This is a genomic window from Paenibacillus arenilitoris (assembly GCF_014705655.1).
GTDB lineage: Bacteria > Bacillota > Bacilli > Paenibacillales > Paenibacillaceae > Pristimantibacillus > Pristimantibacillus arenilitoris.
This window is the reverse complement of the sequence record NZ_JACXIY010000014.1, coordinates 44,805-58,603: the sequence shown is the minus strand read 5'-3', so window position 1 is coordinate 58,603 and position 13,799 is coordinate 44,805. Positions and strand designations below refer to the sequence as shown.

Genomic DNA, 13,799 nt, shown 5'->3' with positions numbered 1-13,799 from the left:
TAAGATCCTGCGATTCATAATACAAAATTGCGAATTTGAGCCAAGAGGAGGGAAAGCGTTTGCGCCAGCATTTTATCGTGCCGAAGCCGGTTTTTCCGCATTATGTCTGCTATCCGGACCTGTTCGGGCGTTACAGCGAGTTTCCTCAGCACGCGGAGCGAAGAGAGCGGGGGCAGCTGAAGCATTACAATTTGCATTTGATTTTCTCGGGGAGCGGGTACGCGGTAAGCGGGAACGGCGGGGAGAGGCTGGAGCTCCGGGCGGGGGACGGCTTCTTGTACCCGAAGCAAGCGTTCCAGCAGTACGGCGCGAACGCGGGCGATCCGTGGGACGTGCGCTGGATCCACTTCGATACGCAGCTGCCGCTGCCGATGCTGCGGGAAGCCGATGCGTTCGGGGGATGGCTGTTCACGTTCTCGGCCAGGGAGAGATTCGAGGAGCTTACGGAGGAAATGTATGCGTGCGCGAGTCCGTTCGCGACGGGCAGCGAGCCGCGCCTCTCGGCGCTGCTCTACGAAATATTGGTGGAGCTGTCGCAGCATTCGGAGCGGCTGGAAGGATCGTCGGCGCTGGAGAAGCAAAGCGCGATCCGCGCCGCCGCCGACCATATCCGCCGCCGGTGCGAGGAGCCGTGGAGCCTGGAGCGGATGGCGGAGCTTGCCGGCTACAGCCCCTATCATTTCCTGCGGCTGTTCCGGCAGGTCATGGGCAAGACGCCGAACCGTTACGTCGCGGAATGCCGGATCGTCGCGGCGAAGCTGCTGCTCTCGACGACGTCCTTAACCGTGACGGAAATCGCGGCCCGCTGCGGCTTCGCGCAGACGAGTTATTTTATCCGCGTATTCCGTGCGTCCGAAGGACTGTCCCCGATCGAGTACCGGTCGATTTACGGGTAAGCGGCCCGGACGTACGGCACGCGGTCGGGAAAGCGGCCCGAACGGCTGCTTGATTAAGCTTCCATGCCAGGCTTCTTGGGCGCGGAAGCGGCAGGCGCCTTCTTCGCGGCCGGCAACGGGCCGAACAAAATCCAATGCCACCTGAAGCGGGCGCTGAGCGACACGAGCAGCCACGGAAGGCACAGCGCCAGCACGAAGCCTCCGGCGGCCCATAGATGGTAGATCAGCGGGTTGCCGCCTGCGTCAATCTCCCTGTATACGTACAACACGATGGGGTGGATCAAATAAATGCCGAACGAAACGGCCCCGATATGGATAAGCGCCTTCACGATCGTACGGTTCCAGGCGGCGTAGATCCAAGCGGAAAGCTGGATAAGCGCGATCCCCGCCGCGACGCAGTGCACCTCGTTCACCAGCTCGAGCAGCTTCGGGCTGAGCACGAACCGGCCTTCCAGGTAGTATCGGTAGTATACGTACACCTCGGTTAAGCTGGCGGACAGAAACAGCGTCCACAGAACGGCCCAAGCCGTTATTTTGCCGGCCGTCGCGCTTTGCTTCGATATTTTGATCCAGTCGGCGAGCTTCAAATAATAAATGCCGATAAACGCCCCGGCGGCAAAATACAGCATATACGTAAACGAGTAGGAACCGCGGTTTTTCAATTCGAAGACGTCGGCCAGCTTGTAGATGAACGCCCACTGGACGAGCAGACCGAGCCAGACGATGTGCTTGCCGAGCCAGGGCAGCCGCTTGACAGCATAAAGCAGGAGCGGAGCGAGTATGTAGAATTGCAGAATGATGACGACGAAATAAAGATGCGTATACGTCTTGCCGGTGAGCAGCTTCTCAAGGAAATTTTCGTTCGCGAAATAGCCGATAAACGTCCGTATGTCGGTAAAGCCGTAATTCGCCAGCCGTGTCAGGCCCCAGTAGAGGAAGGAGAAGAGCAGGAACGGAATGACCGTCTTCATCAGCCTTTTTTTGTAAAACTCCCCGATCGCCCGCGCCGTGAACGGCTTGTCGATATAGTTGTAGAACAGGACGAAGCCGCTTAAAAAAATAAAAACGGGCACCGCGAATTTGGAGAACACGTTCAAAAAGACGTAAATCGGGTAAAAAGACGACGCGCGGTCGTAATTGTTGACGATCGACGACGTGGCGTGAATCATGACGACCGCGATGATGCCGAACGCTCGGACGAGGTCGAGCTCGGGCAGATGCGGCCGTTTTGCAGCGTTTGCCATTGGAATCCCCTTGCTGTTCGTGGAATGGGCGCAGCGCCCGATTTCGGCGCGGCTATCGCTATTATACGGGCATTCCCAATTTCAGCCAACCGTTTTTTAAAATATAAAAATTTTATAAGTTTTCACTTAATCGCTTGCGCGGAGCGGAAGTTCGCCTCTTCGCGATTCGCGAGTGTAATTTCGGCGAGGTTGCTATATGATTAGTGGAAACGCGATCGAGCGATTCGGCAAGACGAAAGGTGGATTTATTGCACTCATGTGGCTTACGTATTCGGTTTTTGCGGCAGTATGCTTCGGCCTGCGGGGCATTCTCTACCATTGGACCAGCCAGCAGCCGCTGAACCGCAATTTATTGCTGTGCGGCACCTTCACGATGGGGGCGATCGTCAACGGGCTGTGCGCGCTCGCATTCGCATCCGACTGGACGCTGCCCGCGCTGATCGGCATCCAGATGGGCCTGTTCTCGTTCGGGGCGAACGCGAGCATGTTCAAGGGCTTTGCGGTAGGCAAAGCGTCCCTGGTCGCCATTCTGACGGCGCTGCCGTCGGTCGTCGTCGTCGTTGTCGCTTACGGGCTGTGGCGGGAGGAGCTGCGGGCGATGCAGCTCGTCGCGTTCGTCGTCATCGTCGGCGGGGTGCTGCTCGTACGGATGTCGAACGACTTGTCGCTGCGCAACCTGCAAGGCGCCCAGTGGGGGTTGCTGGCGATGCTGCTGTTCGCGGGCAACGATCTGTCGGGCAAATGGTCGACGATGACGGAAGCGGAGCTGTTCCCGACGATGTTCTTCATGTTCGTCACGGGCGCTTCCTGCTTCGGGCTGTGGTGGCTGCGCGACGCGCGGCAAGGAAGGAGCATGGCGGCGGACCGCGCCATGGCACGCGAAGGCGCGGCGCTGCGGATATCGGGTCAAGCCGCGGGCGAAGCGGCGGCTGCCGGGACGGGAGCGTGGAGCGCGGGGCGTACCTTCCTTGTCGGCCTTGCCGTCGGTACGACGAACGCTTTCGGCATGATGCTGATCGTGACGGCGTTCGACCTCGGCAAAGCCGGCCTCGTATCCGCCGTGACGGCGCTTAACGTCTTGATCGTCCTGCTCTACACGAGATTCGTCGTAAAGGAGAAATTCAAGAAGACGGAGGTAGCGGGCATTTCGCTTGCCTTCGCGGGAATCGTGCTCATGCGGCTGTTCGGGGCGTAGGGCGCGGCGCCGGTTACGAAGACTGAACTTAGGGCTCCCGGCGCGGCAATTCTGCCGCGTACGGGAGCCCTTTGTTTACGGCCGGCTATTCGCTTTTCTTGTAATGCGCCGGGGTCATGCCGGTCAGCTTCTTGAACGTCCGGTGAAAATGGGGCAGGCTCTCGAAGCCGCACCGCTCGGCGATTTGCGAGACGGCCTCGTCGGAAGCGATGAGCAGCTCCTTGGCCCGGAGGATGCGCTTGGTCGCCACGTACTCGGTGACGTTCATGCCGGTCAGCTTTTTGAACGCGCGGGAGAAATGGGCTGGCGTGACGGAGGCGCGCGCGGCGAGCTCGGACAAGCCGAGCGGCTCCCCGGGATGCTCGTCGATATAGGCCAGGATGCCCGTCATCCAGCCGGGGAGTGCGGAGGGGGCGGGCGCCTCTTCGCCCGAAGGCGGGACCGCCCGGCCGAGAAGCAGCAAAATTTGCTGCAGCAGCAGAAGGACGGCCTGGCGGCAGCCGGGCAGCTTCTTCGTCTCCTCTTCATGGATGCGGTCGATCAGCTCGGCGAGCTGCCGCTTCTCCCTGGCGGACGCCGACAGCTTGTACGACTTCCTGCGCTTCGCCCGCTCGAAGCAGAGGAGGTAGCTGAACGAATCGCCAAGAGGCTGGCCGTGCACGAGGGACGCGCTGAAGAACAGGGCCGTCGCGGTCTTCGGATCGTCCGGGTCGGGGAACGAACGGTGGATCGTGTTGCCGGGAATGAGGAATATATCGCCGGCCGCCGCGCGGTATAAGGTCTGATCGATAAAGAAGGTCCCTTGGCCGCTATATAAATAAACAAGCTCGTACCAATCGTGCACATGGTCGGGCAGCTCGTTCTGCGCCGACTTCGTATCGCGGTACACGCATTCGAACGGGAAGGCGGTCTGCGCGTCAAATCGCTTGCGGTAAGCGTTCATGGCCTGCACCTCGTTTGCCGGATTTGTCAGCCTGATTGTAGCAAATATCAAAATAGAGTACAAATATGCGGTTTCTGGTCATTTCCCGCATCGATCTTGTTTTTTATAATGAAGAGGATGAAAGGAAATGCGAGAAGAAAGGTGCGATTGCGATGAGAATAGACGCGCATCAGCATTATTGGAGCATCGAACGGGGCGATTACGGGTGGCTTACGCCCGATATCCCGGCGCTGTACCGGGATTTTCTGCCGGAGGATTTGGCGCCTCATCTGGCGGCGCATCAGCTGGACGGCACGATCGTCGTGCAGGCGGCGGCGACGCTGGCCGAATCCGACTATTTGCTGGCGCTGAGCGACCGGACGGATTCGATTCTCGGCGTCGTGACGTGGCTGGATCCCGGCGATCCCGATTACCGGGACCATTATGAACGATTCGCGAAGCATCCGAAATTCGCAGGTATTCGCGTCATGATCCAGGAGATGCAGGACGCGGGCAAGGTGCTGGAGCCGGCATTTTTGGAAGCGCTCGCTTTTTTGGCGGAGAAAAAGGTTCCGGTCGACCTGCTCGTCGTCTCGCATCAGCTTGAGCCCGTCGCCGAGCTGCTGGACCGTGTCCCCGGCTTGCACGCGGTGATCGATCACATCGCGAAGCCGCGTATCCGGGAAGGCGTCATGGAGCCTTGGAGAAGCCAGATGGCACGGATTGCGGCCCATCCCGGCTTGTATTGCAAGCTGTCGGGCATGGTGACCGAGGCGGATCACGGGCGTTGGAAACCGGAAGACTTCACGGCCTACATCCGGCACGCGCTTGACGTCTTCGGGCCGGAGCGGGTTCTGTTCGGCAGCGACTGGCCGGTATGCCTGCTCGCGGCAAGCTACGACGAGACGGTGAGCGTGCTCGAGGCGGCGCTGCCCGCGGATTGGCCGGAAGAGAACAAGCGCAGGTTATACGGACTAAACGCAAAGGAGTTTTACCGGATATGAACAAGTTAAACCGAAATGGGTTGACGGAAGAGCAGCGTTCCTTATACGAGCAAACGAAGCAGGCGCCCGTCACCGTGCTGCAAATCGGGGAGGGCAATTTCCTGCGCGGCTTCTTCGACTGGATGCTGCACGAGTGCAGGAAGCGGGGGCTTTACGAAGGGAGCGTCGCGGTGACGCAGCCGCGTCCCGGGGGCAAGCCGAAGATCGAAGCGCTCGCGGAGCAGGACGGCTTATACACGCTTGTGATCCGCGGGCTGGAAAACGGAGAGAGCGTACAGCGGACGGAAGTGATTTCGGTGTTCCGCGAGGCGTTCGATCCTTATTCCGATTGGGACCGGTTCCTCGCGCTCGCCGAAAGCGCCGATCTGCGCGTCGTCGTATCGAATACGACGGAAGCGGGCCTCGCCTACCGGCCGGAGGAGCTTGCCGACGGGCAGCCGGTCCAATCGTTCCCGGGCAAGCTGACGCAGCTGCTGTATAGAAGGTACGTTCACTTCAAGGGCGATCCGGCGCGCGGGCTGATCTGCCTGCCCTGCGAGCTGCTGGAGCGCAACGGCGACGAGCTTCGGAGCTGCGTGCTTCGCTACAGCGACGATTGGGGCTATCCCGAAGCGTTCAAGGAGTGGGTTGCGCGGCATAACCGCTTCCTGAATTCGCTGGTCGACCGGATCGTAACGGGGTATCCGGGCGGAGAGCAAGCCGAGGCTTGGTTCGGCGAATGGGGCTACGCGGATCCGATGCTGAGCACGGCGGAGCCTTATCATCTATGGGCCATCGAAGCGGAGCCTGCGCTCGAGGAGATTCTGCCGCTGCGCAAAGCGGGCCTTAACGTGCACTGGGTGAGCGACTTGAAGCCGTTCCAGCTGCGGAAGGTGCGCATTCTGAACGGGGCCCATACGCTCATGACGCCGATCGGCCTGCTGCACGGCATCGAGCAGGTGCGGGAGGCGATGGAGCACGGCGAGCTCGGTCCCTTCGTTCGCGGCACGGTAGAGCGCGAGATCGTTCCGTCGCTGCCGATCGCGGAGGAGGAGCTGAAGCAATACGCCGCCGCGGTGTACGAGCGGTTCCTCAATCCGTTCATCCGCCATCGCTTATCCGATATCGCGATGAACAGTCTGAGCAAGTTCAAGGTGAGGCTGCTGCCTTCGCTTATGCATTACGCCGGAGGCGGCGAAGACGCGCCGCAAGGGCTTGTCCGGGGGTTCGCCGGCCTGCTGCGCTATTACAAGGTGAAGCGGACGGAGGCGGGCTTCGTAGGCGAGACGCTAGGCGGCGCATCGTATGCCGTGCGCGACGACGCCGGCCTGCTGGAGACGATCGCGGGCGTATGGGCGCAGGCGGAGGAGCGGCAGTGGCCGCTTGAAGCGACGATCGGGAAGCTGCTCGGCCTTGCGAGCGTCTGGGGACGCGATCTGGCTGCGGAATGGCCGGAGCTTCCGTCGATACTGAGCAAGAATATGACGGAAATGGAGCGGTCGGCCAATGAATAGCTGGGTGAAATTGCACGGGAACGATCATGTCGTCGTGGCGCTGCAGCCTTTTGCCAAAGGGGATGCGCTGACGCTCGGGGAAGGCGGGGAGTCGACTTCGCTGACGCTGCTGGACGACGTGCCGAAGGGGCATAAAATATTGACCAAGGCCGTCCGCGAAGGGGAGCATATTCTGAAGTTCGGCTATTCGATCGGCGTGGCGAAGGAGGATCTGGAGCCCGGCCGCTGGGTGCATACGCATAATATGGGGACGGGTCTGAAGGGCATTCTCGATTACGCGTACGAGCCCGCCTTCGGGGAGAAAGGAAGCCCGGCGGCGGTAGCTGACGGCTCGCGTACGTTCCAAGGCTTCGTCCGCGACAACGGCGAGGTCGGCATCCGCAACGAAATCTGGATCATCAACACGGTCGGCTGCATTAACAAAACATGCGAAATCGTGGCGAGAAGAGCCCACGCCGCGTACGGGGGGCGCGTGGACGGCGTGTACCATTTCGCCCATCCGTTCGGCTGCTCGCAGCTCGGCGACGATCTCGTCCATACGCAGAAGCTGCTGGCGTCGCTCGTGAACCATCCGAACGCCGCGGGCGTGCTGGTCATCGGCCTCGGCTGCGAGAACAACCAGATCGATTCGTTCAAGCTGGCGATCGGCGAACATAGCCCGGAGCGCGTGAAGTTTCTGAAGTCGCAGGAGGCGGAGGACGAAATCGAAGATGCGCTCGAGCTGATCGACGAGCTCGTCGCTTACGCCGAGCGGTTCGAGCGGCAGCCGGTGCCGGTATCGAAGCTGAAGCTTGGATTGAAATGCGGCGGCTCGGACGGGCTGTCGGGCATTACGGCCAATCCGCTCGTCGGCGCGGTGTCCGACCGGCTGATCGCGGCCGGCGGCACGGCGATACTGACCGAGGTGCCGGAGATGTTCGGGGCGGAGACGATCTTGATGAACCGGGCCGCGGACGAGCAAGTATTCGGCAAGATCGTGAACCTGATCAACGATTTCAAGCAATATTTTATTCGGCACGACCAGGAAATTTACGAGAACCCTTCACCCGGCAACAAGTCGGGCGGCATCAGCACGCTGGAGGAGAAGTCGCTCGGCTGCACGCAGAAGGGCGGCCATGCGATCGTGCGCGACGTCGTGCCTTACGGCGAGCGGATTACGGCCAGCGGGCTCAACCTGCTGGAGGCGCCGGGCAACGACCTCGTGTCGGTGACGGCTTTGTCAGCGGGCGGCGCGCACATCGTCCTGTTCACGACGGGGAGGGGAACGCCGTTCGGAGGACCGGTGCCGACGGTGAAGATCGCGACCAATAGCGAGCTTGCCGCGCGGAAGCGGAACTGGATCGACTTCAACGCGGGCGCGCTGCTCGAGGACAAGTCGATGGAGACGCTGACGGGCGAGCTGTGGGAGCAGCTGATCCGGCTTGCTTCGGGGGATGAGCGGACGAACAACGAGCGCAACGGCTTCAAGGAAATCGCGATTTTCAAAGACGGCGTTATTTTGTAGGCTGGCGCTGCCACACGAGCTTATGCCGCCAAAGGACGGCGTCAGCCGTTTACACTTGGGATTGGAGTTGAAACAGGTGAAATACAGGAAGCTTGGAAAAACGGGATTGGACGTTTCCGTGCTCAGCTTCGGCGCGTCGTCGCTCGGCTCCGTGTTCCGGGAGACCGACGACGCGGAGAGCGTCCGCACGGTGCATGAGGCCGTCGATAGGGGAATCAATTTGATCGACGTGTCGCCTTATTACGGTCTGACGAAGGCGGAGACGGTGCTGGGCAAGGCGATGGCCGGCCTTCCGAGAGAGAAGCTGATCCTGTCGACGAAGGCCGGACGCTACGGCGCGGACGAATTCGATTTCTCCGGCCGGCGCATTCTCGCCAGCGTGGAGGAAAGCCTGGAGCGTCTGGGCACGGACTATATCGATATTTTGTTTCTGCACGACATCGAATTCGCGCCGTTCGAGCAGGTGGCCGAGGAGGCGTTCCCCGCGCTCGACAAGCTGAAGGAGCAGGGAAAGATCCGCTTCTCCGGCGTCTCCGGCCTGCCGCTTGCCGTATTCGAGCGATCGCTGGCCGCGCGGGAGCTGGATGCGGTGCTGTCGTACTGCCATTATTCACTGAACGATACGTCCTTGCTGGACATCCTGCCGCTGCTGGAGCGTAGGGAGGTCGGGCTCGTCAACGCCTCGCCGCTGTCGATGGGACTGCTCAGCCTGAGGCCGGCGGCGGACTGGCATCCGGCGGATGCGGAGCTTCGTGCGGCCTGCAAGAAAGCCGCCGAGCATTGCGCCGCTAAAGGCGCGGACATCGCGAAGCTTGCCATCCAGTTCTCGACCGCGAACGAGCGGATTCCGACGACGCTGGTCAGCACGGCGAATCCGGCCAACATCCGCCGCAACATCGAATGGACGGACGAGCCGATGGATGAAGAGCTGCTCGGCGAGGTGCTGGCGATATTGCGGCCGGTCCATAACCGGAGCTGGCCGAGCGGGAGAGCGGAATATAGCGGCGGCGGAAGACAGAATGGATAGAGGGGGAGCGTCTCGACGTGAAAGCAATCGTATGCGAACAGATTGACCGGCTTCGGCTGGTCGAGCAGGAAGAGCCTGTGCTGCAGCCGGGAACCGCAATAGTCGGGCTGCGCCGAATCGGCATTTGCGGCACGGACATGCACGCGTATAAAGGCAATCAGCCCTTCTTCACGTATCCTCGCGTGCTCGGGCATGAGCTGGCCGGAATCGTGGAGCAGGCGGACGATCCGAGCGGCAAGGTGAAGGCGGGCGACCAGGTCGCCGTGATCCCGTATATGCATTGCGGCGGCTGCATCGCCTGCCGCAACGGGAAAACCAATTGCTGCACGGATATGAAAGTACTCGGCGTCCATATCGACGGCGGCATGAGAGAGCGGATCGCGGTGCCGGTATCCCATCTGCTTGTGACGAACGGGCTGACGCTGGATCAAGCCGCGGTGCTGGAGCCGCTTAGCATCGGCGCGCACGCGGTGCGCCGCTCGGAGCTACGCGCCGGCGAGACGGCTCTCGTCATCGGCTCCGGCCCGATCGGGCTCGGCGTCATGGCCTTCGCGAAGCATCGCGGCGCGCGCGTCATCGCGATGGACCTGCTGGACGAGCGGCTCGCCTTCTGCCGGCGATGGGCGGGCGTCGACGAGACCGTGAATGCGCGGCATCAGGCGCTGGAGCGGCTGGCCGAGCTGACGGGCGGCGAATTCCCGGGCGTCGTCTTCGACGCGACGGGCAGCGCCCGGTCGATGGAGAGCGCCTTCGGCTATGTGGCGCATGGCGGCCGTCTGGTGTACGTTGGGCTGGTGAAGGCGGATTTGAGCTTCAACGACCCGGAGTTCCACAAGCGGGAGATGACGCTGATGGGCAGCCGCAACGCGACGCCGGACGATTTTGCCGCGGTACAGGAGGCAATCCGCGGCGGCGGCATCGACGTCGCGAGCTTCATTACGCACCGCGCCGCGTTCGCGGACATGATCGGCGAGTTCGACGCGTGGCTGAAGCCCGAATCGAAGGTCATCAAAGCGATGGTGGAGTTGTAGCCATTCATTCGCTGGCACAGAGCCCGGCTCTTAGGCGCGCAATCGCCCTGGGGCGGGGCTCTTTTGGCATGGGCATGGCGCGATTGTGGCTGCACAGCCGGATTCCCGATTCCCGCCAAACCGGCGAAATCAGGTCTAAAAATTAGACCTGATCCCCACAAAACCTCCCGTTTTCCGCAATCAGGTCTAAAATTTAGATCTGATGCTCCCGTTCCCCGCCAAACCGGGCGATTCCGAGCCAACTTAACGTAATCAGGTCTAAAAATTAGACTTGATCGCTTCAAAACGCCTCATTTTCAGCAATCAGATCTAAAATTTAGATCTGATGCTCCCGTTTCCCGCCAAACCGGACGTTTCCGAGCCAATTTAACGTAATCAGGTCTAAAAATTAGACCTGATCCCCACAAAACCTCCCGTTTTTCGCAATCAGGTCTAAAAATTAGATCTGATGCTCCCGTTTTCCGCCAAACCGGCCGTCTTCCGAGCCAATTTAACGAAATCAGGTCTAAAATTTAGATCTGTTGCCCCGAGCTATGAGCAGACCGAACGATCATGGAGATCATCCCTTACGCCGAAACCAAAAAAGACGGCCGTTATCGGTCGTCTTCTCCGTTCACTTTTCTTCGATAAACCAAAGCGGATCGTCGCAGTCGACTTCTCCGTTATAGTTGATCAAAATTTCTTCCCCCGCTTTAATCGCCGTATAGGCATAAAAGTCGAAGGTGTGGTTTTCAAAGTTAATATCGTAGGTCGCGTTGGGCGTATACGAATGGTTGAACAAGCTGCCGTAGCCTAGCAGAACGGCCGTATGGTTGGCGCCGTATTCGAATACGTAGTCGGAGAGGATCGTTTTATCGATATGCTCATGCTCCTCGTTCGGATACGGAATGACCGGCGCTTCATGGATAAGCTCCCCCTCCGCGATATCCCGGGTCGCGAATACCCCGCGATTAAACTCCCCGTTGCTTAGCGTCGATTTTTTGATTTCGATCATGTTCGTCACCTGCGAATTCTATAGTCTATGGACGCTGCTTGTCCGAATAATGTCGCTTAAAAGGTTAATACTAACCTACCTATGTTCAAATGGCAAGCTGTGGGAAAAAATCGGACGCATCTTTTTGAATCGTTTCCCCCGACGGCAAAACGACGATATCCAAAAATAAATCATCTATCCAGGGAACGTTATCCTCGTTAAGGCCGATCGTCTGGCATATGTCGATATACCACTGCACGATTCTGCCTTCCGAGTCGAACATCGTTGTCACCGAATGACGCTTGCCCGAAGGGAATTGCTGCAGCCATAGGTATCCGTCGTCGGCAATGCATAGCTTGCTGTCGCCGTAGCTCACGCAGAGAGGTTCGGAGACTTTGACAATGCTGAGCAACGACAGATGTCCGGCAAAAGTTTCGGTCGCAAGCTCAGCCTGCGCGTACCGTTTCTCAAGCACGCGTTTCCAGTCCGCGCGGTCTCCGTGCTTTCTCTTTAACAATCGACATTCCCTCCTGCAGCCCCGCTTTAAGCACAGCTTACCATTTTTCCAGGTGGAGGGAAATAGCCGGCGCCATAAGCGAGAGCTCCTTCCCGGGGAGGAGCTCCGTCCGATCGGCCTTGAAGGCGATTATCTGCGGCGGCGGCGTCGCCTCCCGCCAAGCAGCCTGCGCAAGGGGATGCGGTTGGCCGGAGCCCGCGATGCCCCCGAAGCGGCCGGCGTACGGTTGGCAGGAGCCCGCGATGCCCCAGAAGCGGCCGGCATGCGGGTGAACGAGGCCCGTGTTTCCCCTGAGCCGATCGGCATGCGCATAGAGAATTCGGTCGATCCGGAATTGCCGGAGTTCCCCGATTCGCCGGACGATTCGGAACCCGAGCCATTGGCGGATGTCGTGGTGGAGTTCGTCGTGATCGATCCGACGTTTCCGATAATGATCGTTCCTTCGTTTTTGCAAATGATGACCTTGCCTTGACAGCATTCCATCGAGCCCTACTCCCTTTCATTCTCCGAACCTGCCGGCCGCGATTCGCCGTGTCATTCTATTCTATGAGCGGGAAGACTCCTATGTATTGGCGAATTATAGGGTTACAGAAGCCCTTTTTTTGGGAGAAAGGAAGTTTTGAGGTTAGATTTGTCCCGTCCGCAAAGCTATAATGGAAGAAACAAGCTGCGCCTATGAAGCGCGGCAGCCGGGAGGATGAAAGAATCGATGAACGTATACAAAAGCGGGGAAGCGCTTCAGCGCGAAATCGCGGAGACGGAGCTGCCGAAGCAGGCGCTGGCGCTGTGGGCGCTGGGACAGGAAGGGTTTATGGCGAAATGGAAGCAAAAGACGATCCTGTTTGATCCGTATTTGACGGATTGGGTGGAAGAGCTGAGCGGCTCGCCGTGGTCGAGGGCGTTCCCGTCGCCGCTTGCGCCTTCGCAATGTCTGGACGTCGATTATGTCGTATGCTCGCATCACCACGAGGATCACATGGACAGGCAGACGCTGCAGGCGATCGGCCAATCGAAGAAAACGAGGTTTGTCGTGCCGAAGGCCCATCTCCCGCTCATGAAGGAATGGGGCTTCGCCGACGAGCGGCTGATCGGCATTTCCCACGGGCAGACGCTGACGCTGGACGGCGGAATCTCGCTTGCGGCATTCGCCGCCAAGCATGAGAATTTCGAGCAGGACGAGTCCGGCGAGCATAAGTTTCTCGGCTACGTCGCCGATTTCGAAGGTATCCATCTCTATCACGCGGGCGATACGGTCGGCTTCTCCGAGCTGGTAACGTGGCTTCAAAGCAAACGGGTCGATATCGCCATGCTGCCGATCAACGGACGGGATTTCGTCCGGAACGAACAAGGCATCGTCGGCAACGTCAACTATAGGGAGGCCATCGAGATCGCGGTGCAAGTCGGCGCCGATCTGCTCATCCCGATGCACTATGGCCTCTTTCCGCATAACGACGAGAATCCGGCGTATTTCGTCGATTATTTGTACCGCCATTATCCGGCGCAGAAGTTCCATATGTTCGCGCCGGGCGAGCGGTTCGTTTACTTTACTTAAGCTTGAAGACGATGACGCCGGCGATCATGACGGCGATGCCGATCAGCTTGTTCGGGGTAACCGGCACCCGGTCGACGCCGAACAAGCCGAGACTGTCGATGACCATGGCGACGAGCAGCTGCATAATAAGCAGCAATGCGACGGAGTAGGCGGGACCGAGCGACGTGATGCCCTTAGTGACGGAAAACACGATCATGACGCCCATGGCGCCGCCGAGCCAGTACAGCTTGTTCACGGCCGGCAGCCTCGCAAGGCCGTCGTCCTTCAGCAGCAGCAGGATAATAAGCGTGATGGCGAAGCCGGTGCCGTGCACCCAGGCGTTCGTAAACCAGAAGCCGGTCTTCTCCGTCATCCGCGCGTTGAACACGCTTTGGACGCTGATGACGAGACCGGCGAGCAAGGAATAAAGGATCCCTATCATGCCGTACGAACCCCCTGTCG

At 59.7% G+C, this 13,799-nt stretch carries 14 protein-coding genes; 8 read left to right on the top strand and 6 right to left on the bottom strand.

Annotation, left to right across the window (positions count from 1 at the left end; translation table 11 throughout):
- Window positions 1-59: 59 nt before the first annotated feature.
- On the top strand, window positions 60-896 hold the full coding sequence (locus IDH41_RS11625; protein WP_190861163.1) for a helix-turn-helix transcriptional regulator: 837 nt from the start codon (window positions 60-62) through the stop codon (window positions 894-896).
- 53 nt (window positions 897-949) lie between these two features.
- Here IDH41_RS11625 and IDH41_RS11620 read toward each other — a convergent pair whose 3' ends face one another.
- Window positions 950-2,140 (bottom strand): acyltransferase, encoded by a 1,191-nt coding sequence (locus IDH41_RS11620; protein ID WP_190861160.1) that lies wholly within the window; start codon window positions 2,138-2,140, stop codon window positions 950-952.
- Window positions 2,141-2,336: 196 nt separating this feature from the next.
- Between IDH41_RS11620 and IDH41_RS11615 the strand changes: the two genes are divergently transcribed.
- Window positions 2,337-3,335: an EamA family transporter gene (locus IDH41_RS11615; protein ID WP_317890732.1), complete on the top strand. Its 999-nt coding sequence runs from the start codon at window positions 2,337-2,339 to the stop codon at window positions 3,333-3,335.
- A gap of 85 nt (window positions 3,336-3,420) precedes the next feature.
- On the opposite strand, the gene IDH41_RS11610 is transcribed toward IDH41_RS11615, so the two are convergent.
- Window positions 3,421-4,278, bottom strand: coding sequence for an AraC family transcriptional regulator (locus IDH41_RS11610; protein WP_190861158.1), 858 nt, complete (start codon window positions 4,276-4,278; stop codon window positions 3,421-3,423).
- Between the two features lie 152 nt (window positions 4,279-4,430).
- On the opposite strand from IDH41_RS11610, the gene IDH41_RS11605 reads away from it, so the two are divergent.
- From IDH41_RS11605 to IDH41_RS11585, 5 genes are all read left to right on the top strand, one after another.
- Window positions 4,431-5,261 (top strand): amidohydrolase family protein, encoded by an 831-nt coding sequence (locus IDH41_RS11605; protein WP_190861156.1) that lies wholly within the window; start codon window positions 4,431-4,433, stop codon window positions 5,259-5,261.
- Window positions 5,258-6,754, top strand: a complete 1,497-nt coding sequence (locus IDH41_RS11600; protein ID WP_190861154.1) for a tagaturonate reductase — start codon at window positions 5,258-5,260, stop codon at window positions 6,752-6,754. Before IDH41_RS11605 ends, IDH41_RS11600 begins: the two co-directional genes overlap by 4 nt.
- A complete protein-coding gene (locus IDH41_RS11595; RefSeq protein ID WP_190861153.1) occupies window positions 6,747-8,258 on the top strand; it encodes a UxaA family hydrolase in 1,512 nt (503 codons plus the stop codon). The genes IDH41_RS11600 and IDH41_RS11595 overlap by 8 nt, the downstream gene beginning before the upstream one ends.
- A gap of 76 nt (window positions 8,259-8,334) precedes the next feature.
- Window positions 8,335-9,285, top strand: a complete 951-nt coding sequence (locus IDH41_RS11590) for an aldo/keto reductase (protein ID WP_190861151.1) — start codon at window positions 8,335-8,337, stop codon at window positions 9,283-9,285.
- Between the two features lie 17 nt (window positions 9,286-9,302).
- A complete protein-coding gene (locus IDH41_RS11585; protein WP_190861150.1) occupies window positions 9,303-10,316 on the top strand; it encodes a zinc-binding alcohol dehydrogenase family protein in 1,014 nt (337 codons plus the stop codon).
- Window positions 10,317-10,929: 613 nt separating this feature from the next.
- Here the strand turns inward: IDH41_RS11585 and IDH41_RS11580 are convergent.
- From IDH41_RS11580 to IDH41_RS11570, 3 genes are all read right to left on the bottom strand, one after another.
- Window positions 10,930-11,310, bottom strand: coding sequence for an SET domain-containing protein (locus IDH41_RS11580; RefSeq protein ID WP_190861149.1), 381 nt, complete (start codon window positions 11,308-11,310; stop codon window positions 10,930-10,932).
- Window positions 11,311-11,395: 85 nt separating this feature from the next.
- Window positions 11,396-11,806, bottom strand: coding sequence for a DUF402 domain-containing protein (locus IDH41_RS11575; protein WP_223829658.1), 411 nt, complete (start codon window positions 11,804-11,806; stop codon window positions 11,396-11,398).
- A 37-nt stretch (window positions 11,807-11,843) separates the two neighbouring features.
- On the bottom strand, window positions 11,844-12,284 hold the full coding sequence (locus IDH41_RS11570; RefSeq protein WP_190861148.1) for a hypothetical protein: 441 nt from the start codon (window positions 12,282-12,284) through the stop codon (window positions 11,844-11,846).
- A gap of 231 nt (window positions 12,285-12,515) precedes the next feature.
- Here IDH41_RS11570 and IDH41_RS11565 point away from each other — a divergent pair, with 231 nt between their 5' ends.
- Window positions 12,516-13,358, top strand: coding sequence for an MBL fold metallo-hydrolase (locus IDH41_RS11565; protein WP_190861147.1), 843 nt, complete (start codon window positions 12,516-12,518; stop codon window positions 13,356-13,358).
- Here IDH41_RS11565 and IDH41_RS11560 read toward each other — a convergent pair.
- On the bottom strand, window positions 13,351-13,779 hold the full coding sequence (locus IDH41_RS11560; RefSeq protein ID WP_190861146.1) for a DMT family transporter: 429 nt from the start codon (window positions 13,777-13,779) through the stop codon (window positions 13,351-13,353). The genes IDH41_RS11565 and IDH41_RS11560 overlap by 8 nt on opposite strands.
- Between the last annotated feature and the right edge of the window lie 20 nt (window positions 13,780-13,799).

What these genes read in the sequence shown, in the direction of transcription:
- IDH41_RS11605 (WP_190861156.1), top strand. Translation starts at nt 4,431, where the DNA reads ATGAGAATAGACGCGCATCAGCATTATTGGAGCATCGAACGGGGCGAT.
- IDH41_RS11570 (WP_190861148.1), bottom strand. Translation starts at nt 12,284, where the DNA reads ATGCTGTCAAGGCAAGGTCATCATTTGCAAAAACGAAGGAACGATCAT.
- IDH41_RS11560 (WP_190861146.1), bottom strand. Translation starts at nt 13,779, where the DNA reads ATGATAGGGATCCTTTATTCCTTGCTCGCCGGTCTCGTCATCAGCGTC.
- IDH41_RS11610 (WP_190861158.1), bottom strand. Translation starts at nt 4,278, where the DNA reads ATGAACGCTTACCGCAAGCGATTTGACGCGCAGACCGCCTTCCCGTTC.
- IDH41_RS11600 (WP_190861154.1), top strand. Translation starts at nt 5,258, where the DNA reads ATGAACAAGTTAAACCGAAATGGGTTGACGGAAGAGCAGCGTTCCTTA.
- IDH41_RS11565 (WP_190861147.1), top strand. Translation starts at nt 12,516, where the DNA reads ATGAACGTATACAAAAGCGGGGAAGCGCTTCAGCGCGAAATCGCGGAG.
- IDH41_RS11620 (WP_190861160.1), bottom strand. Translation starts at nt 2,140, where the DNA reads ATGGCAAACGCTGCAAAACGGCCGCATCTGCCCGAGCTCGACCTCGTC.
- IDH41_RS11615 (WP_317890732.1), top strand. Translation starts at nt 2,337, where the DNA reads ATGATTAGTGGAAACGCGATCGAGCGATTCGGCAAGACGAAAGGTGGA.
- IDH41_RS11595 (WP_190861153.1), top strand. Translation starts at nt 6,747, where the DNA reads ATGAATAGCTGGGTGAAATTGCACGGGAACGATCATGTCGTCGTGGCG.
- IDH41_RS11580 (WP_190861149.1), bottom strand. Translation starts at nt 11,310, where the DNA reads ATGATCGAAATCAAAAAATCGACGCTAAGCAACGGGGAGTTTAATCGC.